The organism is Caulobacter sp. RHG1 (assembly GCF_013181195.1).
GTDB lineage: Bacteria > Pseudomonadota > Alphaproteobacteria > Caulobacterales > Caulobacteraceae > Caulobacter.
Genome location: NZ_SMZP01000006.1, coordinates 229,058 through 247,137, shown reverse-complemented (window position 1 = coordinate 247,137; position 18,080 = coordinate 229,058). Strand labels below are relative to the sequence as shown.

Below are 18,080 nucleotides of genomic sequence, written 5' to 3'. Positions count from 1 at the left end.
GCGCCCTGAGCTTGCAACGCCCACTTGGCGGGACGGTTGCGGTTCGTCGATGAAAAATCTCGGCGGGCGACAGAGCGCCCTCCCCCCAACGAAAAAGGCCGGCTCTTTCGAGCCGGCCTTTCCGTTTCGATCTCAGCCTGTTCAGGCCGTGACGCTGGCGCCCGCGCCTGGCGAGAGCGGAACCAGGGATGGCGCGACGACCGTCTCCTTGTTCTCTTCCTCTTCGCGCGTGGGCAGTTCGCCCTTCAGCACGCCCAGGATCTCGTCGCCCGACAGGGTTTCATATTCCAGCAGCGCCTTGGCGACCGAGTGCAGGTGGTCCAGTTCGGTGGACAGGATACGGCGAGCCTCGTCCTCGCCGCCCTTGACCAGGCGACGGACTTCGCTGTCGATCTTGATCATGGTCTCTGGCGAGACGTTCTGGGTGCGGGCGACCGAGTGGCCCAGGAACACCTCGTCCTGGTTGTCGCCATAGGCCACCGTGCCCAGCTCGTCCGAGAAGCCCCAGCGGGTGACCATGTTGCGGGCCAGGCTGGTGGCGGCGCTGATGTCGCTGGACGCGCCCGAGGTGATCTTCTCCTTGCCGAAGATCAGCTCCTCGGCGACGCGACCGGCCATCATGATGGCCAGGCGCGAGGTCATCATGTCGTAGCTCATCGAGTAGCGGTCGCCCTCGGGCAGCTGCATGACCATGCCCAGGGCGCGGCCGCGCGGCACGATCGTGGCCTTGTGGACCGGATCGGCGACGGGGACGCGCAGGGCCACCAGGGCGTGACCACCCTCGTGATAGGCGGTCAGCTTCTTCTCGGCGTCGCTCATGGCCATCGAGCGGCGCTCGGCGCCCATCATGACCTTGTCCTTGGCCGACTCGAAGTCGTGCATGGTGACCATGCGGCGGTTCTTGCGGGCGGCCAGCAGGGCGGCTTCGTTGACCAGGTTGGCCAGGTCGGCGCCCGAGAAGCCCGGGGTGCCGCGCGCCAGCGTCTTGACGTCGACGTCGGCGGCCAGCGGCACGTTCTTCATGTGGACGCGGATGATCTTCTCGCGGCCGGCGACGTCGGGATTGGGCACCACGACCTGACGGTCGAAGCGGCCCGGACGCAGCAGCGCGGGGTCCAGCACGTCGGGACGGTTGGTGGCGGCGATCAGGATGATGCCTTCGTTGGCTTCGAAGCCGTCCATCTCGACCAGCAGCTGGTTCAGCGTCTGCTCGCGCTCGTCGTTGCCGCCGCCCAGGCCGGCGCCGCGGTGGCGACCGACGGCGTCGATTTCGTCGATGAAGATGATGCAGGGCGCGTTCTTCTTGGCCTGCTCGAACATGTCGCGCACGCGGCTGGCGCCGACGCCGACGAACATCTCGACGAAGTCCGAACCGGAGATGGTGAAGAACGGCACGCCCGCCTCACCCGCGACGGCGCGGGCGATCAGTGTTTTACCCGTACCCGGAGGGCCGACCAGCAGAGCGCCCTTGGGGATCTTGCCGCCCAGGCGCTGGAACTTGGCCGGATCCTTCAGGAAGTCGACGACCTCCTGCAGCTCTTCCTTGGCCTCGTCGACGCCGGCGACGTCCTCGAAGGTGATGCGGTTCTTGTTCTCGGTCAGCAGGCGAGCCTTGGACTTGCCAAAGCCCATGGCGCCTTTGGCGCCGCCTTGCATCTGGCGCATGAAGAACAGCCACACGCCCACGACCAGCAGGATCGGCAGCAGCTGGATCAGGATCGCCCAGGGGCTGATCGAGCCGCTCTTGAACTTCACGTCGGCGTTCTTGGCCACCATGCGGTTGACCAGTTCCTCGGAGTTCATCGGCGCGTTGACGACGAGCTTCTTGTTGTCGGCCGTCGTGGCGGTGACCTGCTGGCCCGCGATCTCGGCAGACTTGATCTTGCCCGCGTCAACGTCCTTGAGCAGCTGCGAATAGCTGACTTCGCCGGTGTTGCGGGTGCGCTGGTTCTGGCTGACGACGAACACGCCGCCCAGCACCGCGATGATCACCAGCCAGATGGCCAGGTTCCTGAAGTTCATACGCCTCGTCTTCCCAACGAATAGTCTCGACCCGATAAGATAAGGGGTCGAGGGCGCTTGCGCCATCCACGTGACATCAGGTCACGGATTCTTGGTCATGAAGGCCGATCGCGGCCTCGAAGCGACCCAGAACGAGCAGGCGCGCGCGCCCTCCCCCATCGACTGCAAACTCCGGGCCGTCAAGCGCGGGACACCACGGTTCGGTTCCCGCGAGACTCAGCAAGGGCAAGGCCGGACGGGCCGGCGCCGGGAAGGCGAGCAGGCCTGCGCGCTGGCTGGGCGACAGGACCGAAGCGCTTCCCTTCAAGGCATTGATGGTCAGCGGCCGCGTTCCGGCGGTGACCTCCCAGCGACCGTCCCAGACGCCGGTCTCGCCAGGCCGCAGCGCCAAGGGCGCCAGGCCGCCGCGCGCCGTCTCGCCGGCGTCGCGACAGACCAGCACGTCTTCTCCGGCCTCGACCCGCGCCCCGGCCAGGGTGGCGGCGAAGGTCTCTCCCGTCCGGATCCGCTGGACCAGGCGCTGCAACCGCTCGCCGCGCGGCGGCCGTTGGGTTCCGGCGGCGCACAGCAGGGCCGCGGCCAGGTGGCTGGCGGCGACGTCGCGCGGCAGACGGATCGCCCCGGCCGTGTCGATCACAAAAGCCGGCGGCGCGCGGCGCAAAGACTCCTGGGCCTCGACCTCGTCGACGCCGGCGGCCCTGGCCCGCGCCCGGGCGTAGCGCAGGTCGTCATTGGCGGGATCGTCCAGCCAGATCTCACCGTCGGCCTCGAGGGCCGAGCGGATCTCTTCGCGCCCCAGCGCCAGCAAAGGTCGCAGAAGAAACACCTCCCGCCCCTCCGGCCACACCGGCGACGGCGCCCACTCGCGAGGGTCTGAGACCGTCGAGCCCTCCGAGCGCATGGCCGCGCCCTCGGCCAGGTCGCTGGCGGTGTGGCCCAGCAGCAGGACCTCCGCGCCGGCAGCGCGCGCAGCGCTGGCCAATAAAGCATGGCGAGCGCGGCGGGCCGCGGCGGGAACGCCTGAGGTCGGCTTGGCTCCGATCCAGGTCAAGGCTCGCGCTTGCGCGCCCAGGGCCCGCGCCTTGGCGACGGCGTCGGCGGTCCACCGGGCGCTATCGGCCTGCAGCCCGTGATCGACGACCAGCGCCAGCACCGGCCGGCCAAGCGGCCGCGCCCAGTCCAGCACGGCCTTCAGCAGGAAAAGCGAATCTCCGCCGCCGGAGAATCCGACGGCCAACGGCGCGGCGCGGGCTGGATCGAGCCGCCGGTCGAAGGCGGCTCGAACAGTGTCTAGCCGCACTTGGCCGCGGTGCGGGTCGAGGCCGCGCGCGAGGTGACGTTGGCCGGGGCCTTCGGATAGCGCTTGGTCAGCTCGTCCAGGGTGCGACAGGCGTCGGCGGTCTTCTTCAGGGCCACCATCGAGCGGGCCAGCTTCAGGGTCGCATCGGGCGCCCAGGTCGTCTGCGGCCAGCCGCGGATCGCGCCGATATAGGCGCCAGCGGCGTCGGTATAGGCCTCGCGCACGAACAGGGTCTCGCCCAGCCAGTAGCGGGCTTCCGGCGTGCGGGCGTTGTCGGGATAGTTGGTCACATAGGTCGAGAAGGCCTGCTCGGCATTGCCGTAGTCGCCGCCCAGCAGCAGGTCCTTGGCCTGCTTGAAGGCTGCGGCCGGATCGGCCGGCGGCGCGGGCGGCGGCGGATAGGCGCCGGCAGCCGGGGCAGCGGCGGCCTGGGTCTTAAGATCGTTGAAGGCGTTCTCCAGCGCGACCAGGCGCTGCTCCAGCGCGTCGGCGCGAGCTTTCTGGTCGGCGGCGGCGCGGTTGGCCTTGGTCAGCTCGAAATTGGCCGTCTCGTTCTGACCGTTCAGGCGGGTCAGGGTCTGCTCCAGGTCGGACAGGCGCTGGTTCAGCGACATGATCTGGGCGTCGGTCTCGGCTGGTTGTACGACCACCGGCTTACCGGTGTCGCGGCCCTGGAAGACGATCGAACGCAGTTCGCGGACCACCTTCTCCATGCGCTCGACGCGCTTGGCCGAGCGGTCGTCCAGCGGATCGGCCGGCGGCAGCGGCGTTTGGGCCACGGCGACGGCGGCGGTCGAGGCGAACAGGACGGCGAGCAGGGCGGATTTCAGCGTCATGACCGTGATCTATCGGTAGGAGGCAGACAAAACTAGGGCGGCTTCTCGAAAGAAGCCGCCCCGTTCTAGGCGATCTTAGCGAGCGCCGTCCGTGATGGCCGTGCGGCCGTTACGGTTCTTGGCCCAGGCTTCGTCGTTGGTGCCCGGATCCATCGGACGTTCCTTGCCGAACGAGATCGTCTCGATGCGCGAGGCCGAGACGCCTTGACCGATCAGGAAGTCGCGGATGGCGTTGGCGCGGCGAGCGCCCAGGGCCAGGTTGTATTCGCGGGTGCCGCGTTCGTCGGCGTTGCCTTCGATGCGGACGCGCACGCCCGGATAGCGGTTCAGCCACTGGGCCTGACCGGCCAGGACCGGCTGGGCGTCGGCGCGGACCGAATATTCGTCGGTGTCGAAATAGACGCGATCGCCGACATTGACGACGAAGTCTTGCACCGAACCGGGCAGAACGCCGCTCGACACCGGCGGGGCCGGCGGCGGGGTGTAGGGGGTGCTCGGCGCGGCCGGAGCCGGCTCGGGCGTCGGGGCGACCGGCTGGGGCTTCGGACGCGAAGCGCAGGCAGCCAGCGAGGCGGCGGCAATACCGACGAGCGCCAGTCTAACGGCGCGCTGGGTGTCGAAGCTCATCCAGGATCTCCTCAAGTCTACAAAATCTGGACCTGATCCATACCTGCGGTGCGCTTGGAATGGACCCTCTAAATGTCTGACGATATCTCACAATGATGTCAGATAGCTGTCAGTCGATGCGGATTCACTTCCGACGCGAAACTGGCAAGCAACGCCGGGCCACGCTTCAACGCCCGCACAAGGCTCAGGTTGCCACGATTGTGGCTCATTGGAGAAAGTCGGGCGAAAGTTCGTAGATTTCGCCCGACCTTGCTCAAGTCTTAGTCCAGCAACGGCGACCAGGCCGGGTCCGAGCCCGAACCGGTATAGGCCGCCGGGCGCAGGATGCGGCCGGTGATGTCCACCGTCCAAAGGCGCGGATTGCCGGCCGAACCCTCGCGGAAGAACATCAGCACCCGGCCGTTGGGGGCCCAGGTGGGACCTTCGTCCAGATAGCTGGTGGTCAGCAGGCGCTCGTCGCTGCCGTCCGGGCGCATGACGCCGATGTGGAACTGGCCGCCGGTCTGTTTGGTGAAGGCGACGAAATCGCCGCGCGGGCTCCAGACCGGGGTGGTGTAGCGGCCGCCGCCGTACGAGATGCGGCGCACGCCGGAACCGTCGGTGTTCATCACATAGATCTGGGCTTGGCCGCCGCGGTCGGAGTTGAAGGCGATCTTGGTCCCGTCCGGCGAGAACGACGGCGAGGTGTCGATGGCCGGGTCGGTGGTGATGCGGGTCGAGTTCCGGCTGCGCAGGTCCATCACGTAGATGTCGCTGTTGCCGCCCTTCTCGACCGAGAAGGCCACCTTGCCGCCGTCCGGCGAGAAGCGCGGGGCAAACACCATGCCAGGGAACTTTCCGACCGTTTCCTGGCGGCTGGTTTCCAGGTTCAGCAGGTAGATCGACGACCCCGTCGGCCGCAGGGCCATGTAGGTCAGTTCCTGGCTGGTCGAGGAGAAGCGCGGCGTCATCACGATGTACGAGCCGTCGGTCAGGTACTGCGGGTTGGCGCCGTCCTGGTCCATGATCGCCAGGCGCTTGATGCGGTTCAGCTTGGGGCCGCTCTCGGCGACGAAAGCCACGCGGGTGTCGAAATAGCCCTTCTCGCCGGTCAGGCGCTCATAGACGGCGTCGCTGATCTTGTGAGCCACTCGGCGCCAGTTGTCGGGCGTCGAGGAGAACTGCAGGCCCAGGAGCTGCTGCTGGCTGAACACGTCCCACAGGCGGAAATCGACGCGCAGGCCGCCGTCCGCGCCGACCGTGACCTGGCCGTTGATCAGCGCCTGGGCGCCGGTCGCCTGCCAGTCGGGGAAGCGCGGCTGGACGTTGACGTCCGACAGCTTGTCGGCGACGCCGGTGACGTTCAGGGGTTGGAACAGGCCCGAGCGCTCGAGATTGCCGGTGATCACGGTCGCGATGTCGGCGCCGCGCGTGCCGCCGCCCGAGAAGGCCGGCACGGCGATCGGCAGCGGCTTGACGGCGCCGGCGTTGATGTCGACCTCGATCTGCGCGGCGGCCGGGGTCACGAAAGCCGCGCCGCCCAGCAGGACGGCGGCCATCAGCACAAGAGCCTTCAAGCGCATCGGGACTTCCTTCTTCGTCATTCCAAGCATCAACGCGAACAGGCCTGTTTCGCGTTGAAGTTCAGGGCGATTTTCTGACCGTACAGGTCGGATGGCAGATACGCGAACGGCGAGGCGGCGAACAAGGCGCGGATGGCGCGGTCGGACGCGGTCTTGACGACGGGGTCGGGCGAACTGGTGCCCGGCGACTCCGGCTGGCCCACGACGCGGCCGCCGGGGCCGATCACGAACACAACGCGGACATTGACGTTGGCGCCGCCCTCGACCTCGCAATTGGGGTTCCAGCGGTCCTGGACCTCGCCCTGCAAACGGCCCAGCGCCGAGGCCGACAGGCCGGTGGCCGCGCCCAGCGCCGGACGGGCCGAGACCGAGGTCTCCGCGCGGGCCGGGCCTTTGGGAGCGTTGGCCGTCGGCTTGCCCGTCGCCTTCTGGGTCTTGGCGATCGAGGCTTCCAGCGAGGCGAAGAAGTCGTTGTCGTTCTTCTTGGTCGGGGTCGGCTTGGGCTGCGGCTTGGCCGGTGTCGGCTTGGGAGTCGGCGCGGGTTTCGGCGGCGGGGTGGGCGTCGGCGGCGTCGGCTTGGCCGGGGTCGGCGCAGGCTTGGGCGGCGGCGCGGGCGTGGGAGTCGGCGCAGGCGTCGGAGCCGGCGGCTGCGGCGCAGCCTCCGGCGTCGGGTCCGGGGTCTGGGCCGTCTGTTCCTCGGGCGCCTGCTCGGCCGGACGCACGTTGGTCGGGCCGTTGGTGACGATGGTCACCGGCACGGACTCGCCAATCGTGATCGGCTTGGAAGACTTCCACGGCAGGCCAAAGATCGCCAGCGCAGCGACAGCGCCGTGCAAGGCGACCGAGCCGATCAGGGCCGGCGAGACCTTCTTTTCGCGGTCAACGCTGCTCATGAATGCCATAGAGCTGGGCCTACTGCACCGGCCGCAGGTCGCCCGCACCTTCCGGCTGGGCGTCGCGCGGCGCGGCTCCCGACGACGGACCGCCCGTCTCGGTGATCAGGTTGATCTTGTTGAAGCCGGCGTTCGACAGGCCAGCCATGACCTGGGCCACGACCGAATAGGTCGCGCCGCCGTCGGCGCGCACGAACAGCGGCTTGTCGTAGCCGTCGCCGGCGATGGCGCTGATGCGCGGAGCCAGGTTCTCGAACGGGATCTCGGTCTCGCCGACGAAGATCTTGCCCTCGCGGTTGATCGACACCGTGATCGGCTCTTCCTGGTTCTGCAGGGCCGCGGCCTCGGTCTTGGGCAGCTCCAGCGGCACGCCAGCGGTCAGCAGCGGCGCGCTGATCATGAAGATGATCAGCAGCACCAGCATGACGTCGACCAGCGGGGTGACGTTGATCTCGGACAGGGCGCCCTTGCCGCGGCGGCCGCGACGGCGACCGCGACGACCACCGCCCGTGGCGAAGGCGTCGTTGGAGGACATCGCCATGGGATCAGCCCCGCTCGGCCAGGCGGCGCTGGATCGCGGTCGACAGGTCGTCGGCGAAGCCTTCCAGGCGGCCGGCGTACTTGCCCGCGTCGGTCGAGAACTTGTTGTAGGCGATATAGGCCGGGATGGCGGCGATCAGGCCCACGGCCGTGGCGAACAGGGCCTCGGCGATCGACGGGGCCACGACGGCCAGCGAGGTGTTCTTCGACAGGGCGATGCTCTGGAAGGCGTGCATGATGCCCCAGACCGTGCCGAACAGGCCGATGAACGGGCTGGCGGTGGCGACGATGGCCAGGCTGCCCAGACCTTCCTCGACCTTGGCGTTCTCGCGGGCGATCTGCGCATCCAGGATGCGGTCGATGCGGGCGATCAGGAAGCCGGCCTGGTTCTCGCTCATGGAGCCCTTGGCCTTGGCGTCCCGCCATTCCTTCAGCGCCGCCTGCAGCATGCGCGGCAGGGCGTGGCGCGGATTGGCGCCGGCCTCGCCCGCGACGTCCTCCAGCGAACGCCCGCCCGACACCTGCTCCTCGAAGCGGTCGGCGGCTCGGTTCAGGGTCTGGAAGCGGAACAGCTTGTCCAGGATCACGGCCCACGAGCCCAAAGACGCCAGAATGAGGCCGATCATGACCCCTTTGACGACCCAGTCGGCCTGCATGAAAAGGGCGAAGAACGAGAAATTGGCGGCGGGGGCCGAGGCGTCCATGCGGGTTTGGGCTCCGTTGGGGCGTCTGAACAAAACAGATAAGCGCCGTATGGCATGAAGCAGCGCTTGGGTGAAACTATGACAAACTTAGAGGGATCCGAAAAATCTAGCCTTCGGGCGTTTCGGACAGCCACGGGGCCAACTGGGCCAGCATCTGGGCGGTCGGTCGGCGCGGCCGTCCCGACAGGCTGATGCACACCGCCTCGCCCTTGGCCTCCAGGATGACGTCGTCGCCACGGGTGATCCTCTGGGTCACGTAAAGCCGCGGTCCCTTCACCCGGTCATAGGTCGTGCGCACCACCAAGGCGTCGTCGATCCGCGCCGAGCGCTTGAAGTCCAGCTCCAGCCGGATGATCGCGAACGCGGTGTCTTGGGTCGCCAGCTCGGTGTGCGAGATCCCGACCATCCGGAAGAAGTCGCTGCGCCCGCGCTCCATGTAGCGCAGATAGTTGGCGTGATAGACGATCCCCGAGAAGTCGGTGTCCTCGTAATAAATCCGCACGGGCAGCTGATGCTCGCGGCCGTCGAAGACGCCGGCGGTAGGGTCGGGCGGGGTCGTCATGGGTTGGGTTTAGCGGCTGGGATCGCGGACGTCAGCCCCAAAGGCGAGCTCAACCCATGCGCGCCACACTGGACACGTTCTTCTTTTGTGCTAACCTCCCACCATGAAGATCGAACCCGCCATCTTCGACGAGATCGACGAGGCTGCTGAAGCCGCCGCCGATGCGCGGGCCGAGGCTGACGTCGCGGCCGGTCGCGTGATCAGCCACGAAGCTATGAGCCGCTGGCTGTCTTCGTGGGCCGAAGGTAATCCGCAGCCACCGCCTGAAATCGGCGAGTAATGCGGCAGGTCGTCTGGACGGCCGAGGCCCGGAGTAACCTCCGAGGCATTCTGAGCTACGTCTCGGCATTCAACGCACCGGCCGCCTTTCGATTGGCGAAACGGCTTCAGATGGCGGCCAATAGCCTCGCGGAGCATCCAGAGCGCGGTCGCGAGACGTCCCGCGGCCTACGTGAGCTGGCGATCATTCATCCGTATCTGATCCGCTATCGGATCCAGGACGATGCCGTGATCATTCTGCGCATCCGCCACGGCGCAAGAGCGGACGGCTAACCCGCGTCGAACAAACCGCCCTGCCCTTGCGGGACTGCAGGCGGGGTCAGCCCCAAGTGCAGATAGGCCTTGCCGCAGGCGACGCGGCCGCGCGGGGTGCGCTGGATGAAGCCCTGCTGCATCAGGTAGGGCTCGATGACGTCCTCGACGGCGTCGCGGGCCTCGGCGATGGCGTAGGCGATGGTTTCGACGCCGGCGGGGCCGCCGCCATAGTGCTCGATCAGGGCGCGCAGGTAGCGGCGGTCCAGGCTGTCGAGGCCGACCTCGTCGACTTCCAGGCGGGCTAGGGCCATGCCGGCGGCCTTGCGGTCGATCACAGTCGCGCCGTCGGCGGTGGCGAAGTCGCGGACCCGGCGCAGCAGGCGGCCGGCGACACGCGGCGTGCCCCGAGCGCGGGCGGCGATCTCGGCGGCGCCGTCGTCCGACAGCGGCGCGCCCATCTTGCGGGCGGCGTGCAGCAGGACATGTTGCAGCTCGGCGTGAGTGTAGAACTCCAGCCGGATCGGAATGCCGAAGCGGTCGCGCAACGGCGTCGCCAGCATCCCCGCCCGCGTCGTGGCCGCCACCAGGGTGAAGGGCGCCAGGTCGATGCGGATCGAGCGCGCCGAGGGCCCCTCGCCGATCACCAGGTCCAGCACATGGTCCTCCATGGCCGGATAGAGGATCTCCTCGACGTTCGAGGACAGGCGGTGGATCTCGTCGATGAACAGGACGTCGTTCGGCTCGAGATTGGTCAGGATCGCCGCCAGGTCGCCGGGCTTATTCAGCACCGGGCCGGAGGTGGCGCGAAAGTTCACCCCCAGTTCGCGGGCGACGATCTGGGCCAGGGTGGTCTTGCCCAGGCCCGGCGGGCCGAACAGCAGCACGTGGTCCAGGGACTCGCCCCGGCCCTTGGCGGCCTCGATGAAGATGCGAAGGTTGCCCTTGGCCTGCTCCTGACCGACGAACTCGGCCAGGGTCTGGGGCCGCAGGGCGCGGTCGGTCGCCGGGACCTGGTCGCCGTGCTGCTGATCGCCGGAGATGATGCGGGTCACTTGCCCCCTCCGCGCTTCGCGCGCCTCCCCCGGAGGGGGAAGACGGTATCCATCCGCCCGCCTTTGGGGGCGGACGACCTGCGCAGCAGGTCAGGTGGGGGGAGCCGCATCACCGCCCGAGCTCCTGCAGGCCAGCCTTGATCAGAGCCTGGACGGTGGCCTCGTCCCCCAGCTGGATGGCGGCGGCCTCGACGACGCGGCGGGCGTTCACCTCGGCGACGCCCAGGCCCATCAGGGCGGCGACGGCGTCGCCGGTGGGGGCGGGTTTGGCGGGCGCGGTCGGGGCGGACGAGGTCGGCGCGGTCATCAGCACCGGCCCGTCGGTGATCGGCTTGTCCTTCAGCTCGGTGACGATGCGCAGAGCCAACTTGGGCCCAACGCCATTGGCGCGGCCGACGGCGGCCTTGTCCTCGCGGGCCACCGCCGAGGCCAGCTCGGCCGGCGACAGCACGTCCAGCACCGCCATGGCCGCCTTGGGGCCGACGCCCTGGATCGCCTGCAGCAGCACGAAGGCGCGGCGGTCCTCGCGGGTCCCGAAACCGTAGAGGCGCAGGCCCGCGCTCTCGCTCCACTGGCTCTCGATATGCAGCAGCGTCTCCTCGCCCAGGGCCGGCAGGCGCTGGAGGGTGCGCTGGCCGCAGCGGACGACATAGCCGACGCCCATGACGTCGATCAGGGCCTCTTCCTCGCCGACCTCGGCGACGGCGCCGCGTAGTCTGCCGATCATGCGACCCTCCGGGCGGTGCGGGCGTGGGCGTGGGCGATGGCCACCGCCAGGGCGTCGGCGGCGTCGGCCGTGGGCGAGCCGGCGGTCGGCAGGATGCGAGCGATCATGAAGGCGATCTGGGCCTTGTCGGCGCCGCCGGTCCCGACCACCGCCTTCTTGACCATGGCGTTGGAATATTCGGCCACCAGCAGCCCAGCGCGGGCCGGCGCGATCATCGCCGCGGCGCGGGCGTGGCCCAGCTTCAGGGTCGACTGAGCGTTGGTGTTGACGAAGGTCTCCTCGACCGCCGCCTCGTCCGGCGCATATTGCTCGATCACCGCGCAGACGCCTTCGAACAGGGTCAGCAGGCGGTCGGAAAAGGCGGCCTTTTCGTCGGGCGCGATGACGCCGTGCGCCACGTACGTGACCCGAGAGCCCAGCACGGAGACGACGCCCCAGCCGGTGCGACGGAGGCCGGGATCAAGACCCAGGATGCGAATCGCGTTCATCATGTGTTCTCGCACCATCCTCGGTTCCGCCCCCGAGGAAAAGCCCCGTCTTCCTTAACGATGGGTTAAGCCGGGACGGTCTCGCAGGCCTCGACGGCGCGCATCCCGAACAGGCCTGACAGGATCAGGCGCTTGACGGCGTCGACATCGACGCGTGTGCAGACCTCGGCGTTCGGCGCGCCGTCGATGCGTTCGATGCGACCCAGGCGCTCGCCGTCGATGACCACGCGCAGGCGGGCGGGTTCGAAGGTGAAGAGCTCCGGCGCGACCAGGCTGGCGGCGGCCACGGCGTCGTGCGGCCGGCAGCCCTGCCCGCCCCAGACCTGGCGGTGGAAGGCGATGTAGCCGCCGGCGGCCTTGGTCAGCCGCGCGGACAGGGGCGAGCCGCAACAGAGCGCGCCCTTGGAAAGGTCCTCGGCGGTGATCTCGACCTGATGGCTGACGTCCAGCGGCATCAGACGCGGCATGATCCCGGCTTCCAGCGTGCGCTGCAGGGCCTCGGGGTCGCTCCAGCTGTTGAAGTCGGCGCCCCCCTTGGCCTTGCCCTCGACGGCAAAGGCGCCCGCCATGATCGTCGGACGCCAGTCGCGGAAGGCGGCGGGATCCTCCAGCAGGCTCTTGGCCAGGTTGGTCAGCGGACCCAGGAACAGGCCGGCGATCTTGCGACGCGCGGCGAAGGCCAGGAAGTTGGCCGAGTGGCCGCGGTCCAGCTCGGGCAGCTTCCAGCGTTGCGAAAAGCCCGAACCGTTCAGGCCGTCGACGCCGTGGGCCGGCCGCATGCGCTCGACCCGGCGCTTGGCCAGGCCCGAGCCGGCGCCGATATAGACCTCGGCCCCGCAGCCGGCGAGGCGCAGCACCCCTCGCGCATTGGCGGCGGCCTGATCGACATAGGTGTTGCCGAACACGGCCGAGACCGAGACCACCTCGACGGCCTGCCGCGCGCGGGCCATCAGGGCCAGCGCCAGGGCGTCGTCCACGCCGCAATCGGTGTCGATGTGAACCCGCAGGACCATGGTCGCAGTCTAGCCCTGCCGTGTGACGGCGAGAAGATCAGTCCTTACGGGGAAGAATGTCGAACTCGACGATCCTCGCGTCCTCGCGCAGCCGGTCGGCCACCGCCGACAACGGCAGCGCATCCTTGCCCGAGAACATGCCCGACAGTTCGAAGGCCGCGCCGCCCTCGACCAGCTTGTGATCCAACCGCGCGCCCTTCAGCTCGAAACCCAGCAGCAGGGCGCGCAGGTCGGCCTCACCCAGGCTCGCCTCGCGGCGCGAGCGCACGCGGATATGGACGAAGTTCTTTTGCGGCAGCCGATGGTCCAGGAACCGGGCGGCGCTGAGCATGACCAGGGCCAGCACCGTGCCCAGGGTCGCCAGGCCGTAGAGCCCGACGCCGAACAGCGTGCCGATCGCAGACGTTATCCACAGGGAGGCGGCCGTGGTCAGGCCGTGCACCGAAAAGCCTTGCTGGAAGATCACCCCGCCGCACAGGAAGCCGACCCCGGTCAGCACGCCGTGCGCCATCCGCACCGGGTCGATCCGCACCACGTCCATCGGCGTGTCGCTCATCCACCGCACCTGATGGACGGCGGCCAGCATCAGCAGACACGAGGCCAGGGCCACCAGGACGTGGGTGCGCAGACCCGCCGGCCGGCTGCGGTATTCGCGTTCGACCCCGATCGCTCCGCCGGCGATCATCGCGCCGACGATAGGCAGGTAGTCCCGAGGATCCAGCAGCCAGTCCATGCCGGCTGTAACGGACGGGAAGCTGGAGCGATCCCGGCCTTAGCCGGCCAGATAGGCGTCCAGGTTCCGCTTCACCCGGGCCAGCACCGACTCGTCCGTGTCCGGACGCTGGAAGGCCTGGCCGGTGATGGTCTCGAACGCTTCGACATAGACGTCCGAGGTCGACTGGATGATCGCTTCGGGGATCTCCGGGACCGGGTCGTTATAGGGGTCGCAGCGCTGGGCGACCCAGGCGCGGACGACGTCCTTGTCGAAGCTGTCCGGACGCTCGCCGGCTTCGAAGCGGGCGTCATAGGTCGCGGCCTTCCAGAAGCGGCTGCTGTCGGGGGTGTGGATCTCGTCAGCCAGGACGATACGGCCGTCGGCGTCGAGGCCGAACTCGTACTTGGTGTCGGCCAGGATCAGGCCACGCTGGGCCGCGAGCTTTTGCCCGCGCGCGAACAGAGCCAGGGCGTAAGCGCTGAGCTGCTCCCACTGGGCGGCCGTCAGCAGGCCCTGCTCCAGGATCTCCCCGGGCGACAGCGGCGCGTCGTGGTCGCCGTCGGCGGCCTTGCTGGTGGGGGTCAGGATCGGTTGCGGCAGGCGCTGGTTGGCGCGCAGGCCGTCGGGCAGCGTGACGCCGTACATCTGGCGCTCGCCCTTGTTGTACAGCGTCAGGATCGAGGTCGAGGTGGTCCCGGCCAGATAGCCGCGCACCACCAGCTCGACCGGCAGCATCTCCAGCCGCTGGCCGATCAGCACGTTGGGGTCGGGATAGGCCACGACGTGGTTGGGGCAGATGTCGGCCGTGGCGTCAAACCAGAACCGCGCCGTTTCCGTCAGCACCTGCCCCTTGTAGGGCACCGCGCACAGGTTGCGATCGAAGGCGCTGAGGCGGTCGGAGGCGACGATCACCCGGCGGCCGTCCGGCAGGTCGTAATTGTCCCGCACCTTGCCGCGATAGTGGTTGGGCAGGCCGGGCAGATCGACCTCGGCCAGGGCGTTCGAAAGGCTCAACGGAAGTCCTCGACCTTCAATGTAGAAAGGGGAGACCGATCGGCCTCCCCTGGGAATGATCAACCCAGCTTGGCCAGGTCTTCGTCGCTGATGTCTTCGTTCGAATAGACGGCCTGGACGTCGTCGTCGTCGTCCAGCAGGTCGAGCAGCTTCATCAGGGTGGCCACCGAGTCGCCGGTGACCGGAACCTGCATCTTCGGACGCCAGGCGACCTTGGTGTTCGACGCCGCGCCGAACTTGGCTTCCAGAGCCGCGGCCACCTCGTTGAGGCCGTCGAAGGCGGTGTAGATGGTGTGACCTTCGCCCTCTTCTTCCATGTCCGAGGTGACGTCGTCGGCGCCGGCCTCGATGGCGGCTTCCATCATGTCGTCTTCCGACGCGACCTTGGCCGGATAGGTGATCTGGCCGACGCGGTCGAAGTTGAAGGTCACCGAACCGGTGGCGCCCATGTTGCCCGCCACCTTGGTGAAGTACGAGCGGACATTGGCGGCGGCGCGGTTTTTGTTGTCGGTCAGCACCTCGACGATGATGCCGACGCCGCCGGCGGCGACGCCTTCGTAGCGGATTTCCGAGTAGTCGGCCGCATCGCCCATCTGCGACTTCTTGATCGCGCGGTCGATGACGTCCTTGGGCAGACTTTCAGCCTTGGCGTTGTTCACGGCCAGGCGCAGGCGCGGATTCATGTTCGGGTCGGGCAGGCCGGCCTTGGCGGCCACGGTGATTTCCCGCGACAGCTTGGAGAACAGCTTGGAGCGCGCGGCGTCGGCGCGGCCCTTGCGGTGCATGATGTTCTTGAATTTCGAGTGACCGGCCATTCGGGGGCTCTGTCTCTGATCTGAAAAATGGAGTGTGGCGCTTCTAGCGTCCGGGAACGGGTTTTGTCACCCCCAAGGGCCCGCTGCGCGGCTTGCGCATCAGCGCGGGATGGATATGGTTAGGCAACTGCTTAAGCATTAGGGACCGCCATGCGCCTGACGCTGCACGCCCACCCGCTGTCCTCGTTCTGCTGGAAGGTGCTGATCGGCCTCTATGAGAACGAAACCCCGTTCGAGAACGCGATGGTCAATCTGGGCGATCCGGTCGGGCGCGCGGCGTTTCTGGCGCTGTCGCCGATGGGCAAGATGCCGGCCCTGCGCGACGACGCCCGCGACGAGACAGTGAACGAGACCAGCGTCATCCTCGACTATCTGGACGCTCACTACCTGGGCCGCGTGCGCTTCGTGCCGACCAATCCGGACTTCGCCTGGCGGATGCGGTTCTGGGACCGGTTCTTCGACCATTACCTGCACCACCCGATGCAGCGGATCATCGCCGACCGCATCCGGCCCGCGGACGCCAACAAGGATCCATTCGGTGTGCAGGCGTCCTACGACCAACTGGCCCAGGCCTGCGATCATCTGGAGGGCGTGCTGGCCGACGGCCGGATCTGGATGTGCGGCGACTTCGGCCTGGCCGACTGCGCGGCGATGCCGGCGCTCTACTATGCAGACAAGGTTCAGGCTCTCGAGGACCGCTGGCCGCGCTGCCTGGCCTATCTCGAACGCCTGAAGGCGCGGCCATCGGTGCAGCGCGTGCTGACCGAGGCCGAGCCGTACTTCAAGTTCTTCCCGGCTCAATAGATCCCAAACCCGATCTTCCCGGCAAAAGCCGGGACCCAGATCTCGAGGCGCTGGGGCGGATGGGAAGGACTCGGAATTCGTAGAGCCAACCCCAGCGCTCTTCCATCTGGGCCCCGGCTTTCGCCGGGGAAACGGATAGGGAGGCTCTAAGCCACGTCCAGCGTCACATCCACATTGCCGCGGGTCGCCTTCGAGTAGGGGCAGACCTCGTGGGCGGCGTGCAGCAGCTTCAGGGCCGCGTCGCGGTCCAGGTCCGGGGCGTTCAGCTTCAGGCGCACCGCGATGTGGAAGCTGGTCTCGTCCTTGATCAAATCGACCTCGCTATCCAGGCTGTGCTCGCCCAGCTTGACGCCCGTATTGCGGGCCACCAGGCCCAGTGCGCCCAGGAAGCAGGCGCCGTAGCCGGCCGCGAACAGCTGCTCGGGATTGGTGCCGCTGCCGTCGCCGCCCAGCGACTTGGGATAGCCCAAGGTAACGTCGAGATGGCCGTCGTCGGTCTTGGCGGTGCCTTGGCGGCCGCCGACAGCGTGGGCCTTGGCGGTGTAGAGGGCGTCGGTCATGGGGCGTTCTCCATTGGACTGGACGGCCATCTGAAACCGAGCGCGTGACAGCCGCAAGCGGCGGCGTGACAAGCCGCTTGCCGCCGCCACATGTTAGCGCTACCAAGTTCGCGAACAACGAACACAATCGGGGAGACGACGCCGTGGGCGTGAGCGAATTCCTTCCGGAAGACTGGAAAACCGCGACCCTGCTGGGCCGCATCGACTTCGGCGAAGGTCCGACGCCGGTGATCGTGCGCGGCGGCCGCGTCGAGGATCTGTCGAAGATCGCCCCCACCCTCGCCGACCTGATGAACGCCTTCGGTCCTGACGCTGCGATCCCGCGCGGCGAAGACAAGGGTCCGCTCGAAGACCTCGACATTCGCCCGGTCTGGGAAGATCGCGATGGCGCGGCGCCCGTTAAGCTCCTCGCCCCTGTCGACCTGCAGGTGCTGAAGGCCGCCGGCGTCACCTTCGCCGTCTCGACCCTGGAGCGGGTGATCGAGGAGCGCGCGCGCGGCGACGCCGCCGCCGCCCTGAAGATCCGCGAGCAGCTGTCCGAGAGCATGGGCGGGGACCTGCGCAGCGTGAACCCGGGCTCGGAGGGCGCCGAGCGCCTGAAGCAGACCCTGATCAAGGACGGCCTCTGGTCGCAGTACCTGGAAGTCGCCATCGGCCCCGACGCCGAGATCTTCACCAAGGGCCCGACGCTGTCATCGATGGGCTGGGGTGATCAGGTCGGCGTTCGCAGCGACAGCCACTGGAACAACCCCGAGCCGGAAGTCGTGCTGCTGTGCGACGGCGAAGGCCGGATCCGCGGCGCCTCGCTGGGCAACGACGTCAACCTGCGCGACTTCGAGGGCCGCTCGGCCCTGCTGCTCAGCAAGGCCAAGGACAACAACGCCTCGGCCTCGATCGGTCCGTTCTTCCGCCTGTTCGACGCCACGTTCGCGCTGGACGACGTGCGCTCGGCCGAGGTCGAGCTGAAGATCACCGGCCGCGACAACTTCGTGCTCGACGGCAAGTCGAACATGAGCCTGATCAGCCGCGATCCCGCCGTGCTGGCCGGCCAGGCCTATGGCAAGCAGCACCAGTATCCGGATGGCTTCGTGCTGTTCCTGGGCACCATGTTCGCGCCGATCCAGGACCGCGACACCCCCGGCCAGGGCTTCACCCACAAGGTCGGCGACCGCGTCCGCGTCTCGACCCCCAAGCTGGGCGTGCTCGAGAACGAAGTCACCACCTGCGACCAGGCCAAGCCGTGGACCTTCGGTCTGACGGCCCTGATCCGCAACCTGGCCGGCCGCGGCCTCCTCTAATTCAAGGAACTCGG

General features: G+C 68.2%; 21 protein-coding genes. 4 read left to right on the top strand and 17 right to left on the bottom strand.

The features are described 5' to 3' along the window. Window positions 1-141: 141 nt before the first annotated feature. The 9 genes from ftsH to E1H18_RS17610 form a co-directional block, all read right to left on the bottom strand. On the bottom strand, window positions 142-2,022 hold the full coding sequence (ftsH, locus tag E1H18_RS17650) for an ATP-dependent zinc metalloprotease FtsH (RefSeq protein WP_172270874.1): 1,881 nt from the start codon (window positions 2,020-2,022) through the stop codon (window positions 142-144). Window positions 2,023-2,098: 76 nt separating this feature from the next. Next, window positions 2,099-3,322 (bottom strand): tRNA lysidine(34) synthetase TilS, encoded by a 1,224-nt coding sequence (gene tilS, locus E1H18_RS17645; RefSeq protein WP_172270872.1) that lies wholly within the window; start codon window positions 3,320-3,322, stop codon window positions 2,099-2,101. Further along, window positions 3,313-4,158, bottom strand: coding sequence for a tol-pal system protein YbgF (gene ybgF, locus E1H18_RS17640; protein ID WP_172270862.1), 846 nt, complete (start codon window positions 4,156-4,158; stop codon window positions 3,313-3,315). Before ybgF ends, tilS begins: the two co-directional genes overlap by 10 nt. Before the next feature lie 75 nt (window positions 4,159-4,233). Continuing rightward, window positions 4,234-4,800: a peptidoglycan-associated lipoprotein Pal gene (gene pal / locus E1H18_RS17635; protein WP_172270860.1), complete on the bottom strand. Its 567-nt coding sequence runs from the start codon at window positions 4,798-4,800 to the stop codon at window positions 4,234-4,236. 245 nt (window positions 4,801-5,045) lie between these two features. Next, window positions 5,046-6,347, bottom strand: a complete 1,302-nt coding sequence (gene tolB / locus E1H18_RS17630) for a Tol-Pal system beta propeller repeat protein TolB (RefSeq protein ID WP_172271227.1) — start codon at window positions 6,345-6,347, stop codon at window positions 5,046-5,048. A 29-nt stretch (window positions 6,348-6,376) separates the two neighbouring features. After that, on the bottom strand, window positions 6,377-7,240 hold the full coding sequence (locus E1H18_RS17625) for an energy transducer TonB (RefSeq protein ID WP_172270858.1): 864 nt from the start codon (window positions 7,238-7,240) through the stop codon (window positions 6,377-6,379). A gap of 19 nt (window positions 7,241-7,259) precedes the next feature. Further along, a complete protein-coding gene (locus E1H18_RS17620; RefSeq protein ID WP_172270856.1) occupies window positions 7,260-7,781 on the bottom strand; it encodes a biopolymer transporter ExbD in 522 nt (173 codons plus the stop codon). Window positions 7,782-7,785: 4 nt separating this feature from the next. Beyond that, window positions 7,786-8,484 carry a protein TolQ gene (gene tolQ, locus E1H18_RS17615; protein WP_172270854.1) on the bottom strand — a complete coding sequence of 233 codons (699 nt, stop codon included), beginning with the start codon at window positions 8,482-8,484 and terminating at the stop codon, window positions 7,786-7,788. A 106-nt stretch (window positions 8,485-8,590) separates the two neighbouring features. Then, window positions 8,591-9,046, bottom strand: a complete 456-nt coding sequence (locus E1H18_RS17610; RefSeq protein WP_172270852.1) for a YbgC/FadM family acyl-CoA thioesterase — start codon at window positions 9,044-9,046, stop codon at window positions 8,591-8,593. A 103-nt stretch (window positions 9,047-9,149) separates the two neighbouring features. Here E1H18_RS17610 and E1H18_RS17605 point away from each other — a divergent pair, with 103 nt between their 5' ends. Then, on the top strand, window positions 9,150-9,326 hold the full coding sequence (locus E1H18_RS17605; protein ID WP_172270850.1) for a CopG family transcriptional regulator: 177 nt from the start codon (window positions 9,150-9,152) through the stop codon (window positions 9,324-9,326). After that, window positions 9,326-9,598, top strand: coding sequence for a type II toxin-antitoxin system RelE/ParE family toxin (locus E1H18_RS17600; RefSeq protein ID WP_172270848.1), 273 nt, complete (start codon window positions 9,326-9,328; stop codon window positions 9,596-9,598). The genes E1H18_RS17605 and E1H18_RS17600 overlap by 1 nt, the downstream gene beginning before the upstream one ends. Here the strand turns inward: E1H18_RS17600 and ruvB are convergent. From ruvB to E1H18_RS17565, 7 genes are all read right to left on the bottom strand, one after another. After that, window positions 9,595-10,632 (bottom strand): Holliday junction branch migration DNA helicase RuvB, encoded by a 1,038-nt coding sequence (gene ruvB / locus E1H18_RS17595; protein WP_172270846.1) that lies wholly within the window; start codon window positions 10,630-10,632, stop codon window positions 9,595-9,597. The genes E1H18_RS17600 and ruvB overlap by 4 nt on opposite strands. Before the next feature lie 109 nt (window positions 10,633-10,741). Next, window positions 10,742-11,359: a Holliday junction branch migration protein RuvA gene (gene ruvA, locus E1H18_RS17590; protein ID WP_172270844.1), complete on the bottom strand. Its 618-nt coding sequence runs from the start codon at window positions 11,357-11,359 to the stop codon at window positions 10,742-10,744. Beyond that, window positions 11,356-11,862, bottom strand: a complete 507-nt coding sequence (ruvC, locus tag E1H18_RS17585; RefSeq protein WP_172271226.1) for a crossover junction endodeoxyribonuclease RuvC — start codon at window positions 11,860-11,862, stop codon at window positions 11,356-11,358. The genes ruvA and ruvC overlap by 4 nt, the downstream gene beginning before the upstream one ends. A 50-nt stretch (window positions 11,863-11,912) precedes the next feature. Further along, window positions 11,913-12,860: a nucleoside hydrolase gene (locus E1H18_RS17580; RefSeq protein ID WP_172270842.1), complete on the bottom strand. Its 948-nt coding sequence runs from the start codon at window positions 12,858-12,860 to the stop codon at window positions 11,913-11,915. Between the two features lie 37 nt (window positions 12,861-12,897). Continuing rightward, entirely contained in the window at window positions 12,898-13,593 is a 696-nt protein-coding gene (locus tag E1H18_RS17575; protein ID WP_172270840.1) for an MgtC/SapB family protein, read from the bottom strand. 39 nt (window positions 13,594-13,632) lie between these two features. Then, the gene (locus E1H18_RS17570) at window positions 13,633-14,610 is read right to left on the bottom strand and encodes a phosphoribosylaminoimidazolesuccinocarboxamide synthase (protein WP_172271225.1); all 978 of its coding nucleotides are present in this window, start codon (window positions 14,608-14,610) and stop codon (window positions 13,633-13,635) included. Window positions 14,611-14,648: 38 nt separating this feature from the next. Next, on the bottom strand, window positions 14,649-15,404 hold the full coding sequence (locus E1H18_RS17565; protein ID WP_172270838.1) for a YebC/PmpR family DNA-binding transcriptional regulator: 756 nt from the start codon (window positions 15,402-15,404) through the stop codon (window positions 14,649-14,651). Window positions 15,405-15,554: 150 nt separating this feature from the next. Between E1H18_RS17565 and E1H18_RS17560 the strand changes: the two genes are divergently transcribed. Further along, window positions 15,555-16,208, top strand: coding sequence for a glutathione S-transferase family protein (locus E1H18_RS17560; protein WP_172270836.1), 654 nt, complete (start codon window positions 15,555-15,557; stop codon window positions 16,206-16,208). A 146-nt stretch (window positions 16,209-16,354) separates the two neighbouring features. Here the strand turns inward: E1H18_RS17560 and E1H18_RS17555 are convergent, their stop codons facing one another. Continuing rightward, complete coding sequence (locus E1H18_RS17555) at window positions 16,355-16,768, bottom strand: organic hydroperoxide resistance protein (RefSeq protein WP_172270834.1); 414 nt, start codon at window positions 16,766-16,768, stop codon at window positions 16,355-16,357. A gap of 143 nt (window positions 16,769-16,911) precedes the next feature. On the opposite strand from E1H18_RS17555, the gene E1H18_RS17550 reads away from it, so the two are divergent. Beyond that, entirely contained in the window at window positions 16,912-18,066 is a 1,155-nt protein-coding gene (locus E1H18_RS17550; protein WP_172270832.1) for a fumarylacetoacetate hydrolase family protein, read from the top strand. Window positions 18,067-18,080 lie beyond the last annotated feature (14 nt).

What these genes read in the sequence shown, in the direction of transcription:
- ftsH (WP_172270874.1), bottom strand. Translation starts at nt 2,022, where the DNA reads ATGAACTTCAGGAACCTGGCCATCTGGCTGGTGATCATCGCGGTGCTG.
- ybgF (WP_172270862.1), bottom strand. Translation starts at nt 4,158, where the DNA reads ATGACGCTGAAATCCGCCCTGCTCGCCGTCCTGTTCGCCTCGACCGCC.
- tolB (WP_172271227.1), bottom strand. Translation starts at nt 6,347, where the DNA reads ATGCGCTTGAAGGCTCTTGTGCTGATGGCCGCCGTCCTGCTGGGCGGC.
- E1H18_RS17625 (WP_172270858.1), bottom strand. Translation starts at nt 7,240, where the DNA reads ATGAGCAGCGTTGACCGCGAAAAGAAGGTCTCGCCGGCCCTGATCGGC.
- E1H18_RS17620 (WP_172270856.1), bottom strand. Translation starts at nt 7,781, where the DNA reads ATGGCGATGTCCTCCAACGACGCCTTCGCCACGGGCGGTGGTCGTCGC.
- tolQ (WP_172270854.1), bottom strand. Translation starts at nt 8,484, where the DNA reads ATGGACGCCTCGGCCCCCGCCGCCAATTTCTCGTTCTTCGCCCTTTTC.
- E1H18_RS17610 (WP_172270852.1), bottom strand. Translation starts at nt 9,046, where the DNA reads ATGACGACCCCGCCCGACCCTACCGCCGGCGTCTTCGACGGCCGCGAG.
- E1H18_RS17605 (WP_172270850.1), top strand. Translation starts at nt 9,150, where the DNA reads ATGAAGATCGAACCCGCCATCTTCGACGAGATCGACGAGGCTGCTGAA.
- E1H18_RS17600 (WP_172270848.1), top strand. Translation starts at nt 9,326, where the DNA reads ATGCGGCAGGTCGTCTGGACGGCCGAGGCCCGGAGTAACCTCCGAGGC.
- ruvA (WP_172270844.1), bottom strand. Translation starts at nt 11,359, where the DNA reads ATGATCGGCAGACTACGCGGCGCCGTCGCCGAGGTCGGCGAGGAAGAG.
- E1H18_RS17580 (WP_172270842.1), bottom strand. Translation starts at nt 12,860, where the DNA reads ATGGTCCTGCGGGTTCACATCGACACCGATTGCGGCGTGGACGACGCC.
- E1H18_RS17575 (WP_172270840.1), bottom strand. Translation starts at nt 13,593, where the DNA reads ATGGACTGGCTGCTGGATCCTCGGGACTACCTGCCTATCGTCGGCGCG.
- E1H18_RS17565 (WP_172270838.1), bottom strand. Translation starts at nt 15,404, where the DNA reads ATGGCCGGTCACTCGAAATTCAAGAACATCATGCACCGCAAGGGCCGC.
- E1H18_RS17560 (WP_172270836.1), top strand. Translation starts at nt 15,555, where the DNA reads ATGCGCCTGACGCTGCACGCCCACCCGCTGTCCTCGTTCTGCTGGAAG.
- E1H18_RS17555 (WP_172270834.1), bottom strand. Translation starts at nt 16,768, where the DNA reads ATGACCGACGCCCTCTACACCGCCAAGGCCCACGCTGTCGGCGGCCGC.